This is a genomic window from Microbacterium sp. SZ1 (assembly GCF_002362255.1).
Classification (GTDB): Bacteria; Actinomycetota; Actinomycetes; order Actinomycetales; family Microbacteriaceae; genus Microbacterium.
The window spans coordinates 11,468-32,893 of sequence record NZ_LPVV01000040.1 but is presented as its reverse complement, the minus strand read 5'-3'; the positions used below and the strand labels follow the sequence as shown (position 1 = coordinate 32,893).

22 protein-coding genes are annotated in these 21,426 nt (G+C 69.7%); 10 read left to right on the top strand and 12 right to left on the bottom strand.

The features are described from left to right. Positions 1-13 precede the first annotated feature (13 nt). The 3 genes from AUC47_RS14200 to AUC47_RS14190 are packed head-to-tail and all read right to left on the bottom strand — an operon-like array spanning position 14 to position 2,057. A complete protein-coding gene (locus AUC47_RS14200; protein ID WP_096715845.1) occupies positions 14-775 on the bottom strand; it encodes an SDR family NAD(P)-dependent oxidoreductase in 762 nt (253 codons plus the stop codon). Continuing rightward, positions 775-1,251, bottom strand: coding sequence for a dihydrofolate reductase (locus tag AUC47_RS14195; protein ID WP_096715844.1), 477 nt, complete (start codon positions 1,249-1,251; stop codon positions 775-777). Before AUC47_RS14195 ends, AUC47_RS14200 begins: the two co-directional genes overlap by 1 nt. Beyond that, positions 1,248-2,057 carry a thymidylate synthase gene (locus tag AUC47_RS14190; protein WP_096715843.1) on the bottom strand — a complete coding sequence of 270 codons (810 nt, stop codon included), beginning with the start codon at positions 2,055-2,057 and terminating at the stop codon, positions 1,248-1,250. The genes AUC47_RS14195 and AUC47_RS14190 overlap by 4 nt, the downstream gene beginning before the upstream one ends. 96 nt (positions 2,058-2,153) lie before the next feature. Here AUC47_RS14190 and AUC47_RS14185 point away from each other — a divergent pair, with 96 nt between their 5' ends. From AUC47_RS14185 to AUC47_RS14175, 3 genes are all read left to right on the top strand, one after another. Continuing rightward, on the top strand, positions 2,154-2,564 hold the full coding sequence (locus AUC47_RS14185) for a thioredoxin family protein (protein ID WP_096715842.1): 411 nt from the start codon (positions 2,154-2,156) through the stop codon (positions 2,562-2,564). 20 nt (positions 2,565-2,584) lie between these two features. Then, positions 2,585-3,085: a DUF4395 domain-containing protein gene (locus AUC47_RS14180; protein ID WP_096715841.1), complete on the top strand. Its 501-nt coding sequence runs from the start codon at positions 2,585-2,587 to the stop codon at positions 3,083-3,085. Between the two features lie 83 nt (positions 3,086-3,168). Next, the gene (locus tag AUC47_RS14175; RefSeq protein WP_096715840.1) at positions 3,169-3,594 is read left to right on the top strand and encodes an OsmC family peroxiredoxin; all 426 of its coding nucleotides are present in this window, start codon (positions 3,169-3,171) and stop codon (positions 3,592-3,594) included. 8 nt (positions 3,595-3,602) lie between these two features. On the opposite strand, the gene AUC47_RS14170 is transcribed toward AUC47_RS14175, so the two are convergent. The 5 genes from AUC47_RS14170 to AUC47_RS14150 form a co-directional block, all read right to left on the bottom strand. Beyond that, positions 3,603-4,037: a hypothetical protein gene (locus AUC47_RS14170; RefSeq protein WP_096715839.1), complete on the bottom strand. Its 435-nt coding sequence runs from the start codon at positions 4,035-4,037 to the stop codon at positions 3,603-3,605. Continuing rightward, positions 4,037-4,777 carry a 4-hydroxy-tetrahydrodipicolinate reductase gene (dapB, locus tag AUC47_RS14165; protein WP_096715838.1) on the bottom strand — a complete coding sequence of 247 codons (741 nt, stop codon included), beginning with the start codon at positions 4,775-4,777 and terminating at the stop codon, positions 4,037-4,039. The genes AUC47_RS14170 and dapB overlap by 1 nt, the downstream gene beginning before the upstream one ends. Before the next feature lie 58 nt (positions 4,778-4,835). After that, complete coding sequence (locus AUC47_RS14160; RefSeq protein ID WP_096715837.1) at positions 4,836-5,438, bottom strand: histidine phosphatase family protein; 603 nt, start codon at positions 5,436-5,438, stop codon at positions 4,836-4,838. A gap of 80 nt (positions 5,439-5,518) precedes the next feature. Then, positions 5,519-6,544 (bottom strand): aldo/keto reductase, encoded by a 1,026-nt coding sequence (locus AUC47_RS14155; protein ID WP_096715836.1) that lies wholly within the window; start codon positions 6,542-6,544, stop codon positions 5,519-5,521. A 218-nt stretch (positions 6,545-6,762) separates the two neighbouring features. After that, positions 6,763-9,039, bottom strand: a complete 2,277-nt coding sequence (locus AUC47_RS14150) for a polyribonucleotide nucleotidyltransferase (RefSeq protein ID WP_096715835.1) — start codon at positions 9,037-9,039, stop codon at positions 6,763-6,765. Between the two features lie 377 nt (positions 9,040-9,416). Here AUC47_RS14150 and AUC47_RS14145 point away from each other — a divergent pair, with 377 nt between their 5' ends. Further along, a complete protein-coding gene (locus AUC47_RS14145) occupies positions 9,417-10,727 on the top strand; it encodes a UDP-glucose dehydrogenase family protein (protein WP_096715834.1) in 1,311 nt (436 codons plus the stop codon). A gap of 107 nt (positions 10,728-10,834) precedes the next feature. Here AUC47_RS14145 and AUC47_RS14140 read toward each other — a convergent pair whose 3' ends face one another. Continuing rightward, a complete protein-coding gene (locus tag AUC47_RS14140) occupies positions 10,835-12,760 on the bottom strand; it encodes a GDSL-type esterase/lipase family protein (protein WP_256999594.1) in 1,926 nt (641 codons plus the stop codon). A 154-nt stretch (positions 12,761-12,914) separates the two neighbouring features. Between AUC47_RS14140 and AUC47_RS14135 the strand changes: the two genes are divergently transcribed. Beyond that, a complete protein-coding gene (locus AUC47_RS14135) occupies positions 12,915-13,487 on the top strand; it encodes a DedA family protein (RefSeq protein WP_256999593.1) in 573 nt (190 codons plus the stop codon). A gap of 38 nt (positions 13,488-13,525) precedes the next feature. Further along, positions 13,526-13,702, top strand: a complete 177-nt coding sequence (locus tag AUC47_RS16820; RefSeq protein ID WP_096715832.1) for a DUF5302 domain-containing protein — start codon at positions 13,526-13,528, stop codon at positions 13,700-13,702. Positions 13,703-13,761: 59 nt separating this feature from the next. Here AUC47_RS16820 and AUC47_RS14125 read toward each other — a convergent pair whose 3' ends face one another. Next, a complete protein-coding gene (locus tag AUC47_RS14125) occupies positions 13,762-15,201 on the bottom strand; it encodes a cation:dicarboxylate symporter family transporter (RefSeq protein ID WP_096715831.1) in 1,440 nt (479 codons plus the stop codon). A gap of 159 nt (positions 15,202-15,360) precedes the next feature. Between AUC47_RS14125 and AUC47_RS14120 the strand changes: the two genes are divergently transcribed. Next, a complete protein-coding gene (locus AUC47_RS14120) occupies positions 15,361-16,638 on the top strand; it encodes a sensor histidine kinase (RefSeq protein WP_096715830.1) in 1,278 nt (425 codons plus the stop codon). Continuing rightward, positions 16,635-17,327 (top strand): response regulator, encoded by a 693-nt coding sequence (locus tag AUC47_RS14115; protein ID WP_096715829.1) that lies wholly within the window; start codon positions 16,635-16,637, stop codon positions 17,325-17,327. The genes AUC47_RS14120 and AUC47_RS14115 overlap by 4 nt, the downstream gene beginning before the upstream one ends. Positions 17,328-17,434: 107 nt before the next feature. Here the strand turns inward: AUC47_RS14115 and AUC47_RS14110 are convergent, their stop codons facing one another. Together AUC47_RS14110 and AUC47_RS14105 are read right to left on the bottom strand one after the other, a co-directional pair. Next, a complete protein-coding gene (locus AUC47_RS14110; RefSeq protein WP_096715828.1) occupies positions 17,435-18,079 on the bottom strand; it encodes an FMN reductase in 645 nt (214 codons plus the stop codon). 1 nt (position 18,080) lies between these two features. Then, complete coding sequence (locus tag AUC47_RS14105) at positions 18,081-19,304, bottom strand: LLM class flavin-dependent oxidoreductase (protein ID WP_096716140.1); 1,224 nt, start codon at positions 19,302-19,304, stop codon at positions 18,081-18,083. A 110-nt stretch (positions 19,305-19,414) separates the two neighbouring features. Between AUC47_RS14105 and AUC47_RS14100 the strand changes: the two genes are divergently transcribed. Both AUC47_RS14100 and AUC47_RS14095 read left to right on the top strand, forming a co-directional pair. Beyond that, on the top strand, positions 19,415-20,563 hold the full coding sequence (locus tag AUC47_RS14100) for an acyltransferase family protein (RefSeq protein WP_096715827.1): 1,149 nt from the start codon (positions 19,415-19,417) through the stop codon (positions 20,561-20,563). Then, a complete protein-coding gene (locus AUC47_RS14095; RefSeq protein WP_096715826.1) occupies positions 20,560-21,423 on the top strand; it encodes a serine hydrolase domain-containing protein in 864 nt (287 codons plus the stop codon). The genes AUC47_RS14100 and AUC47_RS14095 overlap by 4 nt, the downstream gene beginning before the upstream one ends. Positions 21,424-21,426: the final 3 nt, after the last annotated feature.

The following is a 21,426-nucleotide window of genomic DNA, read 5'->3' as shown; positions in this document are numbered from 1 at the left end:
GCGGCGCTGGATGTCAGACGCGTCCGCGGCGAGCGATGCGGGACGTGAGGGAACTCGGCAGCACGCGCGTCACCGCGACCAGCGCCTTGTAGCGCAGCGATGGGATCGACACCGCCCTCCCCCGCGCCGCGTCGCGCAGACCCTCTCGCACGACGTTCCGCGCGTCGAGCCACATGAAGGCCGGCACGCCCTCCTGCCCGGGCGGAAGCCCCATGCGCTCGTGGAACGACGTGTGCGTGAACCCCGGGCACACTGCGGTCACACTCACGCCGTCGCCGGCGTACTCGCTGTTCGCCCAGCGGCTGAAGCCGATGAGCCAGCTCTTGCATGCGGAGTACGTCGAGCGGGAGATGAATCCGGCCACGGAGGCGACGTTGATGATGCGTCCGCCGCGGCCCCGCATCGTCTGGAGGGCGGCGTGCATGAGTCGCATCGATGCCTCGACGTGGACCCGCAGATGCTGCACCTCGTCGTCGATGTCGTTGTCGGCGAACTGCAGCGGCAGCCCGAATCCCGCGTTGTTCACCAGCAGGTCGATCGGGTCGCCGGCATCGCGCAGTCGAGTCGCGACACTCTCGACACCCGCCTCATCCGCCAGATCGGCGACGAGCACCTCGACCGCGACGCCGTGCTCGCTGCGCAGATCGGCAGCGAGTTCCTCGAGAGCGTCGGCCGAGCGCGCCACGAGCACGAGATCGGCACGGCGACGCGCGAGCTGACGGGCGAACTCCTCGCCCAGGCCGGCACTGGCACCGGTGATCAGAGCGGTGGGCATCAGCGCTCGTACCCGAGGAAGCGGTAGCGGATGCCGGTGCGGGAGGTCTGCCACTCCCCCTCGTCGACGACGCGCCATCCCGCGGTCGACGGCGCGAACGCGTCGCCGCCGACGTCGAGATCGAGCTCCGTCACCTCGAGGCGGTCGGCGTCGCCGATCACCTGACGGAAGATCTCGGCACCGCCGATGATCCAGACGCGGTCGTGGCCGCGCACGGCATCCGCGACCGTCGCCGAGCGATGCGCACCCTCTGCCGACCAGTCCTGCTGGCGGGTGATGACGACGTTCTCGCGGCCCGGCAGAGGTCGGAAACGTTCGGGGAGCGAGTCCCATGTCTTGCGCCCCATGATCACCGGGGCGCCCATCGTCACATCCTTGAAGTGAGCGAGATCCTCGGGGACGTTCCACGGCATGCCGCCCTCGGCGCCGATGACGCCGCCCGCGGCCTGCGCCCACACCAGCCCGACCCAGGTCATACCGCCACCGCCGCGCGAATCGGGGCGTGATGCTGGTAGCCCTCGACGACGAAATCGTCGTACTCGTACTCGAACACCGAGTCAGGAGTGCGCGCGAATCGCAGAGTCGGGTACGGGAAGGGCTCTCGGGTCAGCTGCTCGCGTACCTGCTCGAGGTGGTTGTCGTAGATGTGGCAGTCGCCGCCGGTCCAGACGAAGTCGCCCGGCTCGAGGCCTACCTGCTGCGCGATCATCATCGTCAGCAGCGCGTACGAGGCGATGTTGAAGGGGACTCCGAGGAACAGGTCGGCGCTGCGCTGGTACAACTGGCAGGACAGGCGTCCGTCGGCCACGTAGAACTGGAAGAGCGCGTGGCAGGGCGCCAGCGCCATGTCGGGGATGTCGGCCGGGTTCCAGGCCGAGACGATGAGGCGGCGGGAGTCCGGGGTCTGACGGATCTGCTCGATCACCTGGGAGAGCTGATCGATGCTCTCGCCGTCGGGAGTGGGCCACGAGCGCCACTGCACGCCGTACACGGGCCCGAGGTCGCCCTCGGCATCCGCCCACTCGTCCCAGATCGTCACGCCGTGCTCCTGCAGCCAGCGCACGTTCGAGTCGCCGCGGAGGAACCACAGCAGCTCGTAGGCGATGGATTTGAAGTGCACCCGTTTCGTGGTGATGAGCGGGAACCCCTGGGAGAGGTCGAAGCGGATCTGACGGCCGAACACGCTCGTGGTGCCGGTTCCGGTGCGATCGGACTTGTGTGTGCCGTGATCCAGCACGTCGCGGAGCAGGTCTTCATACGGCGTCGGGACGGCTGCGCTCATGAGAGTCAGACTACCCGCCGCGGGCGACATCGGAGCCGTCCGTCACGGTCGGAAACATCGCGTCCGCCCCATCCGCAGCGGGTTTACGCTCGACCCATGTCACCCGGACTCGCGCTCGCCATCGCGGGAGCACTCGTCATCCTCGCGGTCGTCGCGGGGCTGGTGGTGCGAGCACGGGACGGCCGTCGCAGCGCGGCCGGCGGCCTCCGGTTCGACCCTTCCGACGGAGGAGTCCCGCTCGCAGAGCGTGCGACCCTCGTGCAGTTCAGCACCGAGTTCTGCACCCGCTGCCCGCAGGTGCGGCGCCTGCTGACCTCCTACGCAGATCAACACGAATCCGTCGCCCACGTCGAGGTCGACCTCACGCATCGCCCGGACCTGTCGTCCCGCTACCGGGTCCTGCAGACCCCCACGACATTCGTCGTCGACCGATCGGGCGCCGTGCGCGCCCGGTTCCACGGCGTGCCACGACCGGCCGCCCTCACCGAGGCAGTGGCCGCCCTCTGACGCGGCAGACTGGAGCAGAGATGAGCACTCCCGCCGGCATCGACCCTCGCGGACCGCGCTTCGCCGCCACGATCACGACCGCACTGCTGCTCGTGGCGACGTTCCTCGGGCTCGTGGGCACCTCGCCCGACGCCCCATCTGCGCCCCTCGGGCAACGCGCCCTCGACCCCGGCTTCCTCCTGGCGGTCGTCATCGCCGCGCTGTTCCTCTGGAGCGTCGTCTCGCCCTCGACCGCCCCCTGGGGAGCGGTCTTCCGCCGATTCGTGAAGCCGCGACTGAGCCCGCCGTCGGAGCTCGAGGACCCTCGACCTCCGCGCTTCGCTCAGGGCGTCGGCCTGTTCGTGGTCTCGGTGGGCCTCGTCCTCCACCTGCTCGGGATCCCATGGGCCCTGCCCATCGCGACGGCGGCGGCCTTCATCGCCGCGTTCCTCAACGCCGTGTTCTCGCTGTGCCTCGGCTGCCAGCTCTACCTGCTGCTCCAGCGCGCCGGTCTGCTCGGACGCTCGGCGACCACCGCCTGAGCCGGTTCCCTCCCGCCTGCCCGCTCGGTAGGCTGACCGGACACGCGACCCGCACACCGAGCATCGCGAGAACCGGAGGAATCATGCCCGTCACCAGCGAAGCCACCACCACCTGGACCGGATCCCTCGCGGAGGGCTCGGGCACCGTCGCCTTCTCGTCGTCGAACCTCGGCACCTTCCCGATCGACTGGAAGGCCCGCAGCGAGGGCAGCGACACGACCACCACGCCCGAGGAACTGATCGCCGCGGCTCACGCCTCGTGCTTCAGCATGGCTCTCTCCCACGCCCTCTCGGAGAACGGGACCCCGCCGGAGCGCGTGAACACGAGCGCATCGGTGACCTTCAAGCCCGGCGTCGGCATCACCGGCAGTCACCTCAACGTCAATGCCGTCGTGCCCGGATTGTCTCCTGAGGCGTTCCAGGAGATCGCCGAGGGCGCGAAGACCGGCTGCCCGGTCTCTCAGGCTCTCGCCGGTATCGACATCACCCTCGAGGCGACGCTCGCCTGACCCGGGCCTCAGCGGCGGGCGAGCCGGATCGCCGATCTGATGCTCGCTCGCGCATCCTTGCGGTGCCCGGACGCGTCCTGCACGACGCCGAGCCGGTACCGTGCCCGCCAGTCGTCGGGCGCGGCATCCGCCTCCGCCTCGTAGCGGGCGATCATCGGCGCTGCGTCCTCGGCACGGAGCCGACCGCTGGGCGTCAGCTCGGTCTCGGCCTCCGGCATGCCGCCCTCGGCGTCCAGCGTGCGGCCGAGACGATCCGCCGCGAAGCCGAATTGCATCTCGCGCCCGAGGGCCCAGGCGCCGAACGGTGCGAGCACGAGGAGCGCGATGCCCATGCCGATCGACACGCCCGTGCCCACGGCGAAGAACATGATCGCGAGCCACACGGACACCGCGAGGTAGACCAGGAGCGACGCGGCCATGAGGCCGACTCCGATGCGAGACATCACGAGCGGATGCCGATGTCGATCATGCTCTCGAGTCCGACCACGACACCGGTGGCCTGTGCGGCGTACGGCACGGCGAGGCGGATGCCGGGCGCGTAGGCCAGAGCAGGCTCGACGGTGTCGTGCACGAAGCTCAGGGATTCTCCCGGCCCGGACAGCACGACCTCCTGCTTGGCGATAACCCCGGGCCGACGCAGCGAATGCACGGGGACCGTCGCGACCTGCTGGCCCCGCGCTCGCTGATCGGCGTGCGGCGCGCTGACGGGTCCCCGGTCGGCGCGCGCCGCCGCGATGAGCTCGGCGGTGCGCACGGCGGTGCCGCTGGGCGAGTCCACCTTGCGCTCGTGATGCGCCTCGACGATCTCGGCCGACGGGAAGAACGGAGCCGCAGCCGCGGCGAGAGCCGAACCGAGGACCGATCCGAGCGAGAAGTTCGGGATGAACACGACGCCGTTCCCCGCGTCGTCGACGAGTGGGCGCACCAGTGCGATCCGCTCGGCCGACCAGCCCGACGTCGCGACGAGCACGTTGATGCCGCGCTCGACCGCCGCGCGCACGACGTCGATGCTCACCTGCGGGGTCGTCGCATCGACGACGAGGTGGGCGCCGTCAATCTCGGCCAGGTCGCTCGACGACGTCAGCACGCGGCTCACCTCGAACCCGTCCAGCTCGTCGATCACAGCGTGGATGATCGAGCCGAGCTTCCCGGTGCCGCCGACGAGGGCTACCTGCGTGGTCATGTTTCGAGTCTATTTCGCGGACGGTCGCCTGATCGGCGGCTGGCCGTGCAACGTCGTATCAGACGGGCATCGTGTCGGGTATGCCCGTGCGGAGCTCGACCGGGAGGTGCCCGGTGTCGTTGTGGGTGAGCAGCGTCCAGGGGCGTCCCTGCTTCTGGGCGATCACCGTCAGGCCGCAGTGGGCCTGGTTCAGAGTCATCCACCGCCACTCCGGTGCGCCCAGCACCTCCCTGACGAACCACGAGATCACGAAATTGTGGGTGATGAGCACCTCGTGCACGTCACCGGGTTTGCGCACGAGGAACTCGTTGACGGCATCCGCCATCTGCGCGCGGCCGGCCTCGATCTCGGCATCCGTGATCGAACCGAAGAAGGGCTCGAAGACCGCAGGGGTCTCTTCCGTCATCCCGGTCGGCACGCAGTCGAACAGAAGCGCGGTCGGCTCCGGGTCGACCGATGGGAGGCGGGCGGCGATGGCGCGAGCCGTCTCGTTCGCTCGCAGCAGCGGGGAGTGCCACACGGCATCGAGCGGAAGACCCGACAGACGGTCGGCGATGAGCTCGGCCTGACGAGCTCCGCGCGGAGAGAGCGGACCGTCGGCGAGACCGTGCTCGGCATCCTGGTGTTCGCCGTGCCTGACCAGGTATATGTAGTGCGTCACAAACTCGCTCGCTTCATCGACAGCATCCGTGGGGATCTCTCCCAGCCTATGTCAGGTCTGTGAGAGAGGCGGGAGGACGCTCAGTTGCCCGCGCGAGTGAGGTCGGCGACCTGCACGCGAGACAGACTCACACCGGCGCCCTGCATCAGCTCGTCGACGTGCTCGGTCGCGAACGTGTTGACGATCGGTGCGGCGACGGTGCGCTGGGCGAGCAGCCAGGCGACGGATACGGCGGCGACCGGGACGTCGAGCTCGGCGGCGACCTGGTCGAGGGCCTTGAGGATCTTGGTGCCGCGCCGGTTCAGGTGTCCGCGCAGCTGCTCGCCGCGCACGCCCCGCGAGGTCAGCGCCTTGCTGCGGTGGCGGCCGGAGAGGAAGCCGTGCTCGAGCGCGTGCGAGGGGGTGACGGCGAGGTTCTGGGCTCCGGCCACGAGTCGCAGGTTGCCCTCGAACGGCTGACGTCGCACGAGGTTGTACGGCGAGTCGATCACCTGGATGCGCGGGTAACCCGCCGAGGCGAGGATGCGCGCCTCGACGAGACGCTCGGGTGCGAGTCCGAAGGCGCCGAGCGCACCGATCTTGCCCGCCTCGGTCAGCCACTCCACCGTGGCGAGCGTGTCTTCCAAGTTGGTCGTGCGGTCGAGCGTCGCGTCGAGGTAGAGCACGTCGATGCGCTCCACACCCAGGCGGGTGAGCGAGCCCTCGACGGCGCGGACGAGGTTGACCGACCCGAGCCCCGGATTGTCGGCGTGCGCGCCGATTCGCACACTGAGCAGAGTCCGGTCGCGACGGCCGCGCGAACGCAGCCACTGTCCGATGATGTGCTCGCTGCGGCCGCCCGAGAATCCGTCGGCGGTGTGGATGGCGTTGCCGCCGAACTCGACGTAACGGTCGAGGATGCCGTGGCTGGTCTCGAGATCGACGTTCCAGCCGAACTCCGCCGCGCCGAGCATGAGAGGGAAGGTGTCGAAACCGGTCTCTCCGAGCGGCACCCTGATCGACTCGCCGATGCCGGGGCCGACGATCGGGATGGGAGCGGAGGGGTGTTCCGCGTCGTGCGGGGCGCGCTCTGCGGAGGCGCCTGCGCCTACGCTGAACAACCGCATCTTCCTCACCCCCGCGTCGATCGAACGATCCGATCTCCGTCACTGCCTGGTCTGCACCCCCCGGTGCGTACTTCGAGGGTATGCGATGACCGCGAACCCGCCGGCCAATACGGGGAACGGCGGAGAAACTTCCCATAACGGTTTGGTCACGCCACGGAACGACGGAACCCGGGCCCGTCGCGAAGACGGACCCGGGTTCGATGTCGCGGCGGCGATGCTTACTCGGCCGCGGTCTCCTCGGCGGGAGCCGCGCCCTCGGCAGGCGCGTCGTCGAGCACGGGCTCGAGCGAGAGCTTGCCGCGGTCGTCGATCTTCGTGATCTTCACGAGGATCTTCTGGCCGACGGAGAGCACGTCCTCGACGTTCTCGACGCGCTTGCCACCGGCGAGCTTGCGCACCTCGGTGACGTGCAGGAGGCCGTCCTTGCCCGGAAGCAGCGAGATGAAGGCGCCGAACGTGGCGATCTTCACGACGGTTCCGAGGAACTGCTCGCCGACCTCGGGGTTGGTCGGGTTGGCGATCGCGTTGACCTGGGCACGGGCTGCCTCGGCCGAGGGTCCGTCGGTCGCACCGATGTAGACGGTGCCGTCCTCCTCGATGGAGATCTGCGCGCCGGTCTCGTCCTGGATCGCGTTGATCGTCTTGCCCTTCGGGCCGATCAGCTCACCGATCTTGTCGACCGGGATCTGGACGCTGATGACGCGAGGCGCGGTGGGCGCCATCTCGTCGGGAGCGTCGATAGCGGCGTTCAGGACGTTGAGGATCGTCAGACGTGCGTCGCGGGCCTGGGTGAGTGCTCCGGCGAGCACAGACGACGGGATGCCGTCGAGCTTCGTGTCGAGCTGGATGGCCGTGACGAACTCGCTCGTACCGGCGACCTTGAAGTCCATGTCGCCGAGCGCGTCCTCCGCACCCAGGATGTCGGTGAGCGCCGCATAGCGGGTCTCACCGTCGACCTCGTCGGACACGAGGCCCATCGCGATACCGGCGACGGGGGCGCGCAGCGGCACACCCGCGTTCAGCAGCGACAGGGTCGACGCGCAGACCGAGCCCATCGACGTGGAGCCGTTCGAGCTCAGCGCCTCGGACACCTGACGGATCGCGTACGGGAACTCCTCGCGGCTCGGCAGCACCGGCACGAGGGCGCGCTCGGCGAGGAAGCCGTGCCCGATCTCGCGACGCTTCGGCGAACCCACGCGGCCGGTCTCACCGGTCGAGTAGGGCGGGAAGTTGTAGTGGTGCATGTAGCGCTTGCTCGTCGTGGGCGACAGCGAGTCGATCTGCTGCTCCATCTTGAGCATGTTGAGCGTGGTGATGCCCAGGATCTGGGTCTCCCCGCGCTGGAAGATCGCCGAACCGTGGACGCGCGGGATGACCTGCACCTCGGCGTCGAGCGGACGGATGTCGGCGAGACCGCGACCGTCGATGCGCGATCCCTCGGTGAGGATGCGGCCGCGGACGATCTTCTTCGTGACGGACTTGTACGCCGCGGAGAACTCGAGCGGAGCAGCAGCGGGCAGTTCGCCTGCCTCGGTCGCCTCGATGAGCTCGGCCTTGACGCGGTCCTTGATCGCGTCGTCGGCGGTCTGGCGCTCGGTCTTGTCGGCGATCTGGTAGACGCCGACGAGCTCGTCGTACGAGCGGCCGGCGACGAAGTCGTAGACCTCCTGGCTGTACGCCGGGAAGACCGGGTAGACGCCCGGCTCCTTCGACGCGGTGGCGGCGAGCTCGGCCTGGGCCTTGACGAGCTGGGCGATGAACGGCTTCGCGGCCTCGAGGCCCTCGGCGACGACGTCCTCGCTCGGCTTGGTGGCGCCGGCCTTGATGAGGTTCCAGCTGTTCTCGGTGGCCTCGGCCTCGACCATCATGATCGCGACGTCTTCGGTGCCGTCGGCCTTCGTGACGACGCGACCCGCGACGACGAGGTCGAACACGGCCTCGTCGACCTGCGCGGCAGTCGGGAACGCGACCCACTGGTCGGCGTGCTCGCCGTGACCGGGGATGAACGCGAGGCGCACACCTGCGACCGGGCCGGAGAACGGCAGGCCGGAGATCTGCGTCGACGCGGACGCCGCGTTGATCGCGAGGGCGTCGTAGAACTCGCCCGGCGCGATCGAGAGCACGGTGATGACGATCTGGACCTCGTTGCGCAGGCCGTCGACGAACGACGGACGCAGAGGACGGTCGATCAGACGGCAGACGAGGATCGCCTCGGTGGAGGGGCGGCCCTCGCGGCGGAAGAACGAGCCGGGGATCTTGCCGGCGGCGTAGGAGCGCTCCTCGACGTCGACGGTCAGCGGGAAGAAGTCGAAGCCTTCGCGCGGGTGCTTGCCGGCGCTGGTGGCCGAGAGGAGCATGGTCTCGCCGTCGAGGTAGGCGGCGACGGCGCCCTGCGCCTGCTGCGCGAGGCGGCCGGTCTCGAAGCGGACGGTGCGGGTGCCGAAGCGGCCGTTGTCGAGTACGGCCTCGGTGGCGGTGATTTCAGGACCTTCCAAGAGGTCTCTCCTTCTTTGTTTAGACTCGCGGATCCGTGTGATGCGCGAGCGTGTTCATGAAGGAGCGGAATCGACGGGGTTCGGGCGCGCGGGCAATCCCGCGAACATCGCCTGCGCTGGCCACCAGTAGAAAGCCACCCGACGACATCCGCCGAGGAACCCACCACAGGGGACCAGCTTCTCCGCCGATCGCTCCATGAGTCGATATGAAATTGTGGTGGCGACAGACGTCGACCGCTGACAGCCTATCAGCGCGCCCTCAGAACGTCCGCGAACCGCGACTCCCCTGGTGCCCGTCGTCGAGCGGACACCGGCCGGTCATCGCGCGTTCACACGCCGGACGCCGCACCGTGGGGCGCATGGGCTGTGGTGTCCCCATGCGCATGTCAGTGATCGGCTGCGGGTACCTCGGTGCCGTGCACGCCGCAGCCATGGCCTCGATCGGGCACGACGTGATCGGCATCGACGTCGATGCCGGAAAGGTCGACGCCCTGCGCCGCGGATCGGCGCCGTTCTTCGAGCCGCAGCTCGACGAGCTTCTCCGTGACGGCGTCGCCACCGGCCGTCTCCGCTTCAGCACGGACATGGCGGACGCCGAGGGCGCGGCGGTGCACTTCGTCGCCGTCGGCACGCCGCAGGTGCCCGACGGACACGCCGCGGATCTGCGCTTCGTCGATGCGGCAGTGACATCACTCCTCCCCCACCTCCGACCCGGCGACGTCGTGGCGGGCAAGTCGACGGTGCCGGTCGGAACGGCAGCACGACTCTCGAGTGCGGTCGAAGCCACCGGTGCCACGCTCGTCTGGAACCCGGAGTTCCTGCGCGAGGGATGGGCCGTGCACGACACGATCACCCCGGACCGTCTGGTCGTCGGCATCCCGACCGGCGAGGCGGGCGCGCATGCCGCCGAGCTCCTGCGCGACGTCTACGCGCCCGCGATCCGGGCGGGCGCGCCCTTCCTCGTCACCGACCTCGCCACGGCCGAGCTCGTGAAGGGCGCCGCGAACGCCTTCCTGGCGACGAAGATCTCGTTCATCAATGCGATGGCCGAGATCGCCGAGGCGGCCGGCGCAGACGTCGCTCTGCTCGCCGAGGCGCTCGGCCACGACTCCCGGATCGGGCGCCGGTACCTCGGATCCGGCATCGGCTTCGGAGGCGGGTGCCTGCCGAAGGACATCCGCGCGTTCGCCGCCAGGGCGGAGGAGCTCGGACGAGGCGAGGCCGTGGGGTTCCTCCGCGAGGTGGACGGCATCAACATGCGGCGGAGGGACCGCGCCGTGCGGTTGGTGGTCGACGCCCTCGGCGGACTCGTGTTCGGACGCCGCATCGCGGTGCTCGGTGCGGCGTTCAAACCGTTCAGCGACGACATCCGCGACTCCCCCGCACTCGACATCGCGGTGCGACTGCGCGGACTCGGCGCGGATGTCGTGGTCACCGACCCCGCCGCACTCGCGAACGCCGCGGCCGCGCACCCGCAGCTCGGCTACGCGGCAGAGCGCGACGACGCGCTGCGCGACGCCGACGCGGTCGTCGTCGTCACGGAATGGGACATCTACCGCCGCGAGCTCACGCCCGAGCACGCGGGCTCACTTGTCGCGGGGCGCGTGATCGTCGACGGTCGCAACTGCCTGGATGCCACGGCCTGGCGCGCGGCCGGATGGGCGTACCACGGCATGGGCCGTCGCTGACCCCTGCCACCGAGACCACGCCGTCTCGTCGAGACCCCGGGCTGCGGACGTCTGCGGCCCCGGGGTCTCGGCGGTAGCCCGGAGCGTCGGCGGAGATCGCGGGCGGGTCAGGCGACCGGCACGTCGCGCTGCGCGGCGGAGCGGCCGAGGTACACGTAATCGTCGTGCTTGGCGACGCGGCCGTCGCCCGCCGCCCTGCCGTGCATGCGGCGCCAGACCCAGGGCAGCGCGTGCCTGCGCCACCAGAGTCCTGCGCCGATCGGCTCGTTCTCGTGGAGCGCCGCGTCGAGGGCGCCGAGCGCGTCCGCATGCGGGACGCCGAGCACCTCGCCGGCCTGGTACGCGAGGAAGCGGTGACCACGGCTGCTGAGGTGCACGAGGTCCTCGCCCCAGTTCTCGCGATCGGGCAGCGTCGGGTGCATATCGGTGTCGATGAGGATCGCTCCGGTGCGCACGGCGATCCCGGCGAGCGCCGTGGCGAAGGCCGAGAACCGCCTGGCGTAGATCTGCGCGGCCCGTCGACGCGGAAGGAACGGCGTGACGAGGAGCACGTCCGCCCCGCCGTCGCGCAATCGCACCACGGCCTGTTCGAGCTGGGCGGCGATCCGGCGCACGTCGACCCTGCGACCGACGAGATCGTTCGCCCCGACGAGGATCGACACGAGGTCGGGGCGCAGCGCCAGTGCCCGGTCGAGCTGCGCGCCGCAGACGTCGCGCACGCGCTTCGATCGGACGGCGAGATTGGCGTAGTGGAGGCCTCCCCGAGCAGCCAGCAGCAGCGCGAGCCGGTCGGCCCAGCCGCGGAGCGAGCCGTCGGGCGCGGGGTCGCACAGCCCCTCGGTGAGCGAGTCACCCAGTGCCACGTAGCGGTTCCAGCGTCTGCTCGGCACGGCGACGGACGGCTCGGGCCTGGACAGGCGGCGAGCGCGCAGGGCCGTGTCGACCGTCCGCAGGCCGATCGCATCGTCGAAGTGCCCCAGGAGCTGGTCGCAGACGCTCCCCCAGCTGCGTCCCTGCACCGCCTCGCATCCCGCCTCGCCGAGGGCGCGGCGTTTGCGCTGATCGCCCACGAGGTCCTGCACGCGCATGGTCAGGTCGTCGAGGTCGCCCGGGCGGTAGAGCCAGCCGTCGATCCCCATGCGGACGAGATCGAGCGGACCTCCTCGTCCCGTGGCGACGACGGGCACTCCGCTCGCGTGCGCCTCTTGGAGAGTCTGCCCGAACGTCTCGCTCTCGCCCGGGTGGACGAACACGTCGAACGACGCCATCGCTGCGGCGAGCGCATCACCGCTCAGGTGGCCGAGGAAGAGGGCGCGAGGCATCAGCGTCTCGAGCTTCGCGCGGCTCGGACCATCGCCGACGATGACGACCCTGGCGCCGGGGATGCCGTCGAGCACGGCCAGGTCCTCGACCTGCTTCTCGGGCGCGAGCCGGCCGACGTAGCCGATCACGACGTCCGCTCCCCAGGAGGCGCGCAGTGCTCCTGACCGCCGAGACGGGTGGAAGCGCTCCGCATCGACACCGCGCCCCCACCGACGCACCCTGTCCACTCCCAGGTCGGCCAACTGCCGGGCCGACTCCGCCGACGGCGCGAGCGTGAGCGTCGCCCTGCGGTGCAGCCGCGCGATGTGCGACTGCGCGATGCCGGTGGTCGCCGGGATGCCGTAGCGCTCGGTGTACGCCGCGACATCGGTCTGGTACGCCGCGACCGCTGCGACGTCGAGGCGCTCCGCGGCGAGCGCTCCGCGCCACCCGAGCGCGAACGGCGAGGCGAGGTGCACCACGTCGGGCTGGAAGCGACGGAGGGATGCCGCCACTCGGTGCGCCGGCGAGGTGCCCACCCGCACGTTGCGGTAGCCCGGGAGCGGGAGGCTCGGGATGGCGTGCACCGGGGCGCCGGAGATCTCGGTGGGGATGCCGACGGCATCCGGAGCGAGGACGTGGGCGTCGTGCCCCGTGCGCTCGAGGTGCTTCAGGATCTGCAGCACGGATCCGGTGACACCGTTCATGTGCGGAAGGAAGGACTCTGTCACGATCGCGACTCTCACACCCTCAGGATGCAGCGGCCGCGGGTGGCCGCATCACCGAAACGGCCCGACGCACCAGAAGTTCACCGGATGCTGGATCGCTGGTCACCGGCTATCCGCGCTTTGGTTCCCGTTCACTTGCGCCGCGCAGGGTGGAGCCGTGCCGACCGACCTGCTCACCGGGCCCTGGGCTCTCGCGATCATGAGCGTGCTCGTGCTCGGCGACTCCTTCTTCGTGGTGATCCCGGGCGAGATCGCGGTCACCGCCCTCGGTGCGATCGCATCGACGGCCGGATCGCCGCCGCTCTGGTCGGTGATCGCCTGCGCGGGGGCGGCGGCGTTCCTCGATGATGTCGCCTGCTACCTGATCGGCCGCACAGTGGGAACGGAGCGGTGGCGGTGGATGCGGGGACCCCGCGTGCAGCAGGCGCTCGCCTGGGCCCGGCGCCGACTCGACACCGGGACGGCGAGCGTACTGTTCACGGCACGGTTCATCCCCTTCGCGCGGCTCGCCGTAAACCTGGTGGCCGGGGCGTCGCGCCTGCACCCGCTGAGATACCTGTGCCTTGCGGCCGTCGCGGCGGTCGGCTGGGGCGCCTATCAGGCGTCGGTGGGCGCGGTCGTGGCGCTCGTCGTCCCCGGCGGTCCCGTCGTGGCCGTGATCGTGTCGGTGGGGGCCGCCCTCGCGCTCGGCGCCGCGATCGACGTCGTCACGACGCGCGTCCGCAGGTGACGGACCGGCCGGACGAGCCGTGCCCTAGGCTGGCGGGCATGAGCACCGACGAAGGCGCGTCCTCGACCGAGGACATGAAGCGCAAGTTCAAGGAAGCGCTCGAGAAGAAGAACGCGCACCACCGCCAGGGTGAAGCCCACCTGGACGGCGACTCCGCCGTCCACGGCACGCACGCCCCGCAGACCCGGCGCGAGTTCCGACGCAAGAGCGGCTGATCGCACGGATGCGGGAGCCGACGACGTCGACTCCCGCATCCCCTTCTTCGGTCCCGCCGTCAGCTCTGCACGGCCCTGGCGCGTGCGCGCTCCTGCTTCGCCGACATCTCGTCGAGTGCCGAGTCCTTGAGTCCCTGTGCGTCGACGGCCGTGCGCTCGTCGGCCATGCCGTGGTCGTCGACGCCGTCGAGAACCGACTCGTCGAACGGCAGTTCGCCGCTGAGGACCCGGCGCACGCGCTCCCGGTCGATCTCGCGGGTCCACGTGCCGATGAGCAGCGTCGCGACGGCGTTGCCCGTGAAGTTGGTGAGCGCGCGGCCCTCGGACATGAACCGGTCGATGCCGACGATCACGCCGACCCCGTCGACGAGGTCGGGGCGGTAAGCCTGCAGACCGCCCGCGAGCGTCGCGAGCCCGGCACCGGTGACGCCGGCCGCTCCCTTGCTCGCGATGATCATGAACACCAGCAGACCGATCTGCTCGCCGATCGACATCGGCTGCCCCATCCCCGTGGCGATGAAGAGCGACGCCATGGTCAGGTAGATCGCTGTGCCGTCGAGGTTGAACGAGTACCCGGTCGGGACCGTGATGCCGACGACCGGCTTCGAGACGCCGACGTGCTCCATCTTCGCGATGAGTCGAGGCAAGGCCGACTCCGACGACGAGGTGCCGACGATCAGCAGGTACTCGCGGGCCAGGTACTTGATGAGACTGAAGATGTTGACCCGCGTCACCGCGAACAGCAGCACGCCCAGCACCACGACGATGAACACGACGCAGGTGATGTAGAAGGCGATCATCAGCACGCCGAGGCTCCAGATGGCCGCGATGCCGGTCTTGCCCACGACGGCGGCGATGGCTCCGAACGCGCCGAGCGGCGCCAGCCACAGGATCATGCCGAGGATGCGGAAGACGAGCTTCTGCAGGTTCTTGACGGCGTCCATGATCGGAGCGCCCTTCTCCCCGAGTCCCTGGAGGGCGAAGCCGACGAGCAGCGCGATGAACAGCACCTGCAGCACGCTCTCCCCGGTGAACGCGGAGAAGAACGTCGTCGGGATGATGCCGAGCACGAACTCGGTGGTCGTCTTCGCCTCGGTCTCTGTCGCGTCGTAGGTCGCCGACGCCATGTCGAGGCCCGCACCGGGGTGGATGATGTTGCCGACGACCAGGCCGATCGCGAGGGCGAACGTCGACATCACCATGAAGTAGAGCAGCGCGAGTCCGCCGATCTTGCCCACGGTGGCCGCCTTGGCGATGGATCCGACGCCGACCACGATCGTGCAGAAGATGATGGGAGCGATCATCATCTTGATGAGCGACACGAAGCCCTTGCCGATCGGCTCGAGGCTCTGACCGACCTCGGGCCAGATGAGGCCGACCGCGGCTCCCAGCACGACAGCGATGATGACCGACACGTACAGCCAGGTGTGCCTGTCCCACGACTGCTTGCCTCGTCGCCAATGGAATCCGGGAAGGGTGAACCCCGTCGTGATGGCCATGGCATCCTCCTTGATAATGAACGTCGTCGTCCGTCTGCGCCGGCGTCGTCGCCCGCGGTGTGTCCACACTCCCCGACTTCCCGCGTCGTCGATATTTGTGGTCGTATTGGTCACTACCGAGATCCCGTCACGGCGATCACCGACGATCGGAAGCACCAGATGCGACACGCCCGCCGCAGCCGCAGCACCGCCTCGGCGGTGTTCCTCGTCGTCCTCGCGGCGGCCGTGGTGATCGGCGCCCTCGTCGCGGTGTTCCTCGTCGTCGAGGCGCAGCGCGCGACGCACGCCGAGGCCGAGCGGGTGACCGCGGCGACCGCGGTGACGCTCGCGACGTCGCCCGCCGTCGCCGAGGCGCTCGCGACGGGCGACACGGATGCCGCGACCCGCGCTCTCGAGCCCTATGCACTCGACGTCATCGCTGCGGCGGACCTGGATTTCGTGACCATCATGACCCCGGACGGCGTGCGGGTGACGCACCCCGACGTCGACCGGCTCGGCGAGCGCTACCTCGGCACCATCCCCGCCGCACCCTCGCAGCTGACGGAGGTGTTCACGGGGACCCTCGGACCGTCGGTCCGCACGATCGTGCCCGTCCTCACCGCGGGCGACGAGCTGATCGGCTGGGTGTCGGCCGGGGTGACGATCGAGTCGATCTCCGACACCCTGCTGCGACGGCTGCCGCTCTCCCTCGCCATCACGGTCGGGCTCGTCGCACTGGGAGCGCTCGGCGCCTGGATCGCCCGGCGCATCACACGACGGATCGCCGGCGACCTGCCACCGGGACAGCTGCGCGACGCCGTGTCGTCGTACGAATCGCTGCGGACACTCGGAGATGCCCTCCGCGCGCAGACCCACGAGCACGGGAACCGCATGCACACCGCGGTCGCGCTGCTCGAGCTCGGACGCAGCGACGAGGCGATCGAGATCCTCACCGAGACCTCTCGTCAGAGTCAGTCGCTCGTCGACCAGGTCACCGCACGCCGCGCGGGCGACCCCGCCGTCGGCGCCCTGCTGCTGGGCAAGGCCTCGCAGGCGAAGGAGCGGGGCATCGACTGGCGGATCCGCATCGAGCCGGACACCCCGGCGTCGCCGCTCTCGGCCGTCGACAGCGTCGCGGTCCTCGGAAACCTCGTCGACAACGCGATGGATGCCGTGGCCGACGTCGCCGAGCGCTGGGTCGAGGTCGTGCTGCAGCCCACCGAGGACGGCGGTATCGTGCTGGAGGTGTCGGACAGCGGCCCCGGGATCCCCATCGACCTGCGCGATCGCGTCTTCGAGCAGGGGTTCTCCACGAAGCCGGCAGGCGCCGAGGGACGCGGAGTCGGACTCGCACTGGTGCGCGCCGTCGTCGTCGACGCCGGCGGCATCGTCGAGCTGCGGTCCGCCCCGACCACGTTCCGCGTCACTCTGCCGCCGAAGAGACGGAGGATCCGGTGATTCGAACCCTGATCGTCGACGACGACGCCCTGACGCTCGAACTGCACCGGACCTACCTCGAGCGCATCGACGGCTTCGTGGTGGGTGCGGAATGCTCGGGGGCGCGGGCGGCCCTCACCGCCGTCCTAGGGGCCGACGGCTCCGAGCGCTTCGACCTCGTGCTGCTCGACGTGACCATGCCCGACGGATCCGGCATCGACGTGCTTCGCACGCTGCGCGCCCGGGCTGCGGCGATCGACGTCATCGCGATCACCGGTGTGCGGGACGCCGAGACCGTGCGGCAGATGGCGGCCCTCGGCGTGTACCAGTATCTTGTCAAGCCGTTCCCGTTCGCGATCTTCCGAGAACGCCTCACGGCCTACCGCGAACATCGGGCACGAGTCGACGAGACCGACGGAGAGACCACTCAGGCCGAGATCGACGCGCTGCTCGGACGAGCGACCGGAACGATCGCCCTGCCGAAGGGACTGTCGGCCGCGACCCTGGAGGCCGTCACGCATGAGGTGCGGGCTGCTGGTCCGCTCTCGGCCAGTGAAGCCGCCGACCGGCTCGGCATGTCCCGCGTGTCGGTGCGACGGTATCTCGAGCATCTGGCGTCGGAGGGCGTCGTCATGAGAGCGGCCCGTTACGGCGCGCGGGGCAGGCCGGAGACCGAGTACTCCTGGCAGCGCCCGACCCCGGGTCGCTGAGGCCGGTCGCCGCGGAACGGCGGAGAGGGCCACGGGTCACCGTGCGATGCCTCAGACATCCTTGGCGGCTCGTGGCCCTCCGCGCGACGCCTGTCGCCGCCGTGCGCTCACTCCCCCGCGAGACCGCCGAGCATGTGTCCGAACGAGCGACCCTCACCGAGGTACGTCGCGGGATCGAAGGGGTCGGAGACCGTGGCCGCGTCGCGCTGCGCGATCACGTCCGCGAGCTCCTTCGCCCCCTTCTCCACGCGGCGCGCGAGCGGGGCGACGTCGTCGCCGGCACCTCCCCAGTCGCTCGATGCCGCGAAGACGCCCGTCGACACGGCATCCGCGTGCAGGTAGGCGAACAGCGGGCGGATCGCGTAGTCGATCGCGAGCGAGTGACGGGCCGTCCCGGCGTTCGCTCCGATCAGCACCGGCTTCCCGGTGAGCGAATCGGGGTCGAGCACGTCGATGAACGACTTGAACAGCCCCGAGTAGCTCGTGGAGAAGATGGGAGTGACCGCGATGAGCGCGTCGGCGGAGACCACCGTGTTGATCGCGGTCTCGAGCGCCGGCGGCGCGAAACCCGTCAGAAGGTTGTTCGTGATGTCATGCGCGTAGTCGCGCAGCTCGATCACGTCGACTGTGGCGTCGATGTCGCGTGCGGCGAGCGCTTTGACCGTCTCCGCGGCCAGCCGATCGGCGAGCATGCGGGTCGACGACGGGTTCGACAGCCCTGCCGAGACCACGGCGATGCGGCGCGTGGTCATCTCAGGCTCCCTTCCGGGACAGGCCGAACGCGGATCCGGCGGGTGCCGGCGTGTCCTCGTAGGGCGAGTCGCCGGTGAGGTTGTCGCCGCGGTTGGCACCCGGACGCGCCTGGCGTGTGGGCCCATCGCCGTACACGGCCTTCACCCGGGCCGCGTGGGTCGGGGCGTCCGGAACCGTCTCCGGACGGTCCTTCGCGAGCTCCTTGCGGAGCACCGGCACGACCTCCGAGCCCAGGATGTCGAGCTGCTCGAGAACCGTCTTCAGCGGCAGACCCGCGTGATCGATGAGGAACAGCTGGCGCTGGTAGTCGCCGAAGTGCTCGCGCATGCCGGCGTAGCGGTCGATCACCTGCTGCGGCGATCCCACCGTCAGCGGAGTCATCTCGGTGAAGTCCTCCATGCTCGGGCCGTGGCCGTACACCGGGGCGTTGTCGAAGTACGGGCGGAACTGCGAGACGGCATCCTGCGACTTCGCGGCCATGAACACCTGGCCGCCGAGACCGACGATCGCCTGCTCCGGCGTGCCGTGACCGTAGTGGGCGTAGCGCTGACGGTAGAGCTCGATGAGCCGCTGGTAGTGCTCCTTCGGCCAGAAGATGTTGTTCGCGAAGAAGCCGTCCCCGTAATAGGCGGCCTGCTCGGCGATCTCGGGCGTGCGGATCGAGCCGTGCCACACGAAGGGCGCGATGCCGTCGAGCGGGCGCGGGGTCGAGGTGAAGCCCTGCAGCGGGGTGCGGAACTTGCCCTCCCAGTCGACGACGTCCTCTCGCCACAGCTTGTGCAGCAGCGCGTAGTTCTCGATCGCGAGCGGGAGTCCCTGGCGGATGTCCTTGCCGAACCACGGGTACACCGGGCCGGTGTTGCCGCGCCCGAGCATGAGATCCATGCGTCCGTCGGAGACGTGCTGCAGCATCGCGTACTCCTCCGCGATCCGCACGGGGTCGTTCGTGGTGATGAGCGTCGTGGAGGTCGACACGATCAGTCGCTCGGTCTGCGCGGCGAGGGCCGCGAGGAACGTGGTCGGGCTCGAGGACCAGAACGGCGGGTTGTGATGCTCGCCGATGGCGAAGACGTCGAGGCCGACCTCTTCGCTGTGCTTGGCGATCGCGAGAGTCGCCTTGATGCGCTCCTGCTCGCTGGGCGTGACGCCGGTCGTCGGGTCGCGGGTGATGTCGCTGACCGACATGATGCCGAACTGCATCTGCGTGCCTGTCTGCTCGCTCATGATTGCTCCGTCTTCTCCGAATCGGGTGCCCTGCATCCGGTTTTATTCATTTGAATGTATCTGAGTCAACGCGATCGGACCAACTTTATTCCCGGCGGTAGCCTCAGAGCATGAACAGTGCCGGAGCCGACCCGAACCCCGTCACCGCGACCGCACCGAAGCCCCGCCGACGCGTCCCGTTCTGGGACAACGCGCGCTACGCGTGCATCGTCCTGGTCGTGCTCGGGCATGCGGTGCAGCGCCTCACGTACGACTCCGACATCGCGCTGGCCGCCTACCTCGCGCTGTACGCCTTCCACATGCCCGCGTTCGCGATCATCTCCGGCTACTTCTCGAAGTCCGGGTCCCCCACCAGGGTGCAGATGGCGCGGGTGATCACCGACATCCTCGTGCCGTACGTGATCTTCGAGCTGCTCTGGACGCTGACGAAATGGCTCGTCGAGGGGCAGGCGGAGCCGAACTTCACCAAGCCGTCGTGGACGCTGTGGTTCCTCCTCGCGCTCGGCATCTTCCGCCTCGTGCTCCCCTACCTCGCGCTGCTCCGGTGGCCGCTCGCCTGGACCGTCGTGATCTCCCTGGGCGTCGGCTACCTGCCCAACGTCGACAGCACGTTCTCCCTGTCACGGACGCTCGGGCTGCTGCCGTTCTTCACGCTCGGATGGTGGTTGCGCGAGCACGACGTCGTCGCCCGACTGCGGCTGCTGGATGCGCGCCCGTGGTGGCTCCGCGTCGGCGCCGTCGGTGTGCTCGCCGCCGCAGGATTCACCGCCTGGCACTGGGTCGACCTCTGGGAGATGATCGACCTGCGGCACTGGCTGTTCTACGAGGACGCCTACGCCGACCTCGGCGGCGAGCAGTGGTGGGCCGGGGGCGTCCGCCTCGCCCTGATGGTGCTCGCGCTCGTGCTGAGCGCGGCGTTCTTCGTTCTGGTTCCGCGCGGAACCTACTGGTGGACCCCCTTCGGGCAGTACACGATGTACGTCTACCTGCTGCACTCGTTCGCCCTCTACCCCTTCCGCGAGACCGGTGTGCTGCGCGACCTCGACCCGACCTGGCTCTGGCTACCGCTGGTCACCCTGCTGTCGGTCGCTCTCGCCCTCGCGCTCGCGACGAAGCCCGTGCGGTGGGTGTTCCGCCCGCTCGTCGAGCCCCGACCGAAGTGGCTGTTCGCCGATCCGGACCTCGCCGGCAAGCAGGGGCACCGCAGCGACCCCACGGGCTCGCGTCGACCGCGTGCTGTTCCGGGCACTCCCCGATGACCCGGGCTGCATCGCTCAGAGATCGCCTGGTCGCCGAGGTCGAGTCCAGCGGTTTCGGCGCGCTCGGTCTGCACGTGCGGGTGGGCGACGACACGGCGGATCATCGCTGGGCCGCCGATGAGAGCACGGAGATCCACTCCGTCGCGAAAGGTGTCAGCGTCCTCGCGGCGGGCAGCGCGGATGCCGAGGGACTGCTCTCCCTCGACGAGCCGATCTCCGGGATCGTCGAGGACGTCGCTCTCGGTCGGGGCGTCGGTGCTCTCACGCTCCGCCGCCTGCTGTCGATGTCGACCGGCATCGATCTCCCGTGGTCGCCGACGCTGATGACGGACTGGCCCGATCTCGCCGCCGAGTTCCTGAGCCGCGACTCGCGCGGCCGGGCGTTCCAGTACTCCAACGCCAGCACCTATACGGCGATGCGACTGCTGGAGCGCGTGGTCGGCGATGTCGAGGACTATCTGGGGCCGCGCCTCTTCGCACCGCTCGGACTCGAGGACGTCGAATGGCGGCGCTGCCCGCTCGGGCACATCCTCGCCGGAGAGGGCCTCGCGCTCCGCACGGAGGAGATGTCGCGCATCGGCCGCCTGCTCCGCGACCGCGGCGTCTGGGACGGGGAGCAGATCGTGCCCGGATCCGTCGTCGATGCCATGCACTCGGATTGGGTGCCTGCCGGAACGAGCGAGGGATACCAGCGGTACGGCCTCGGAGCGTGGGACGGCCCCGGATCTGCGTGGCGGCTGCACGGAGCCTACGGGCAGCTCGTGATCCTCCATGCGGACACGGTCGTCACGGTGTCGGCCGACGACCACTTCGGGGCGGACGCCTTCGCCGCGGCAGCCGTGCGTCTCATCGCGAGCTGACGG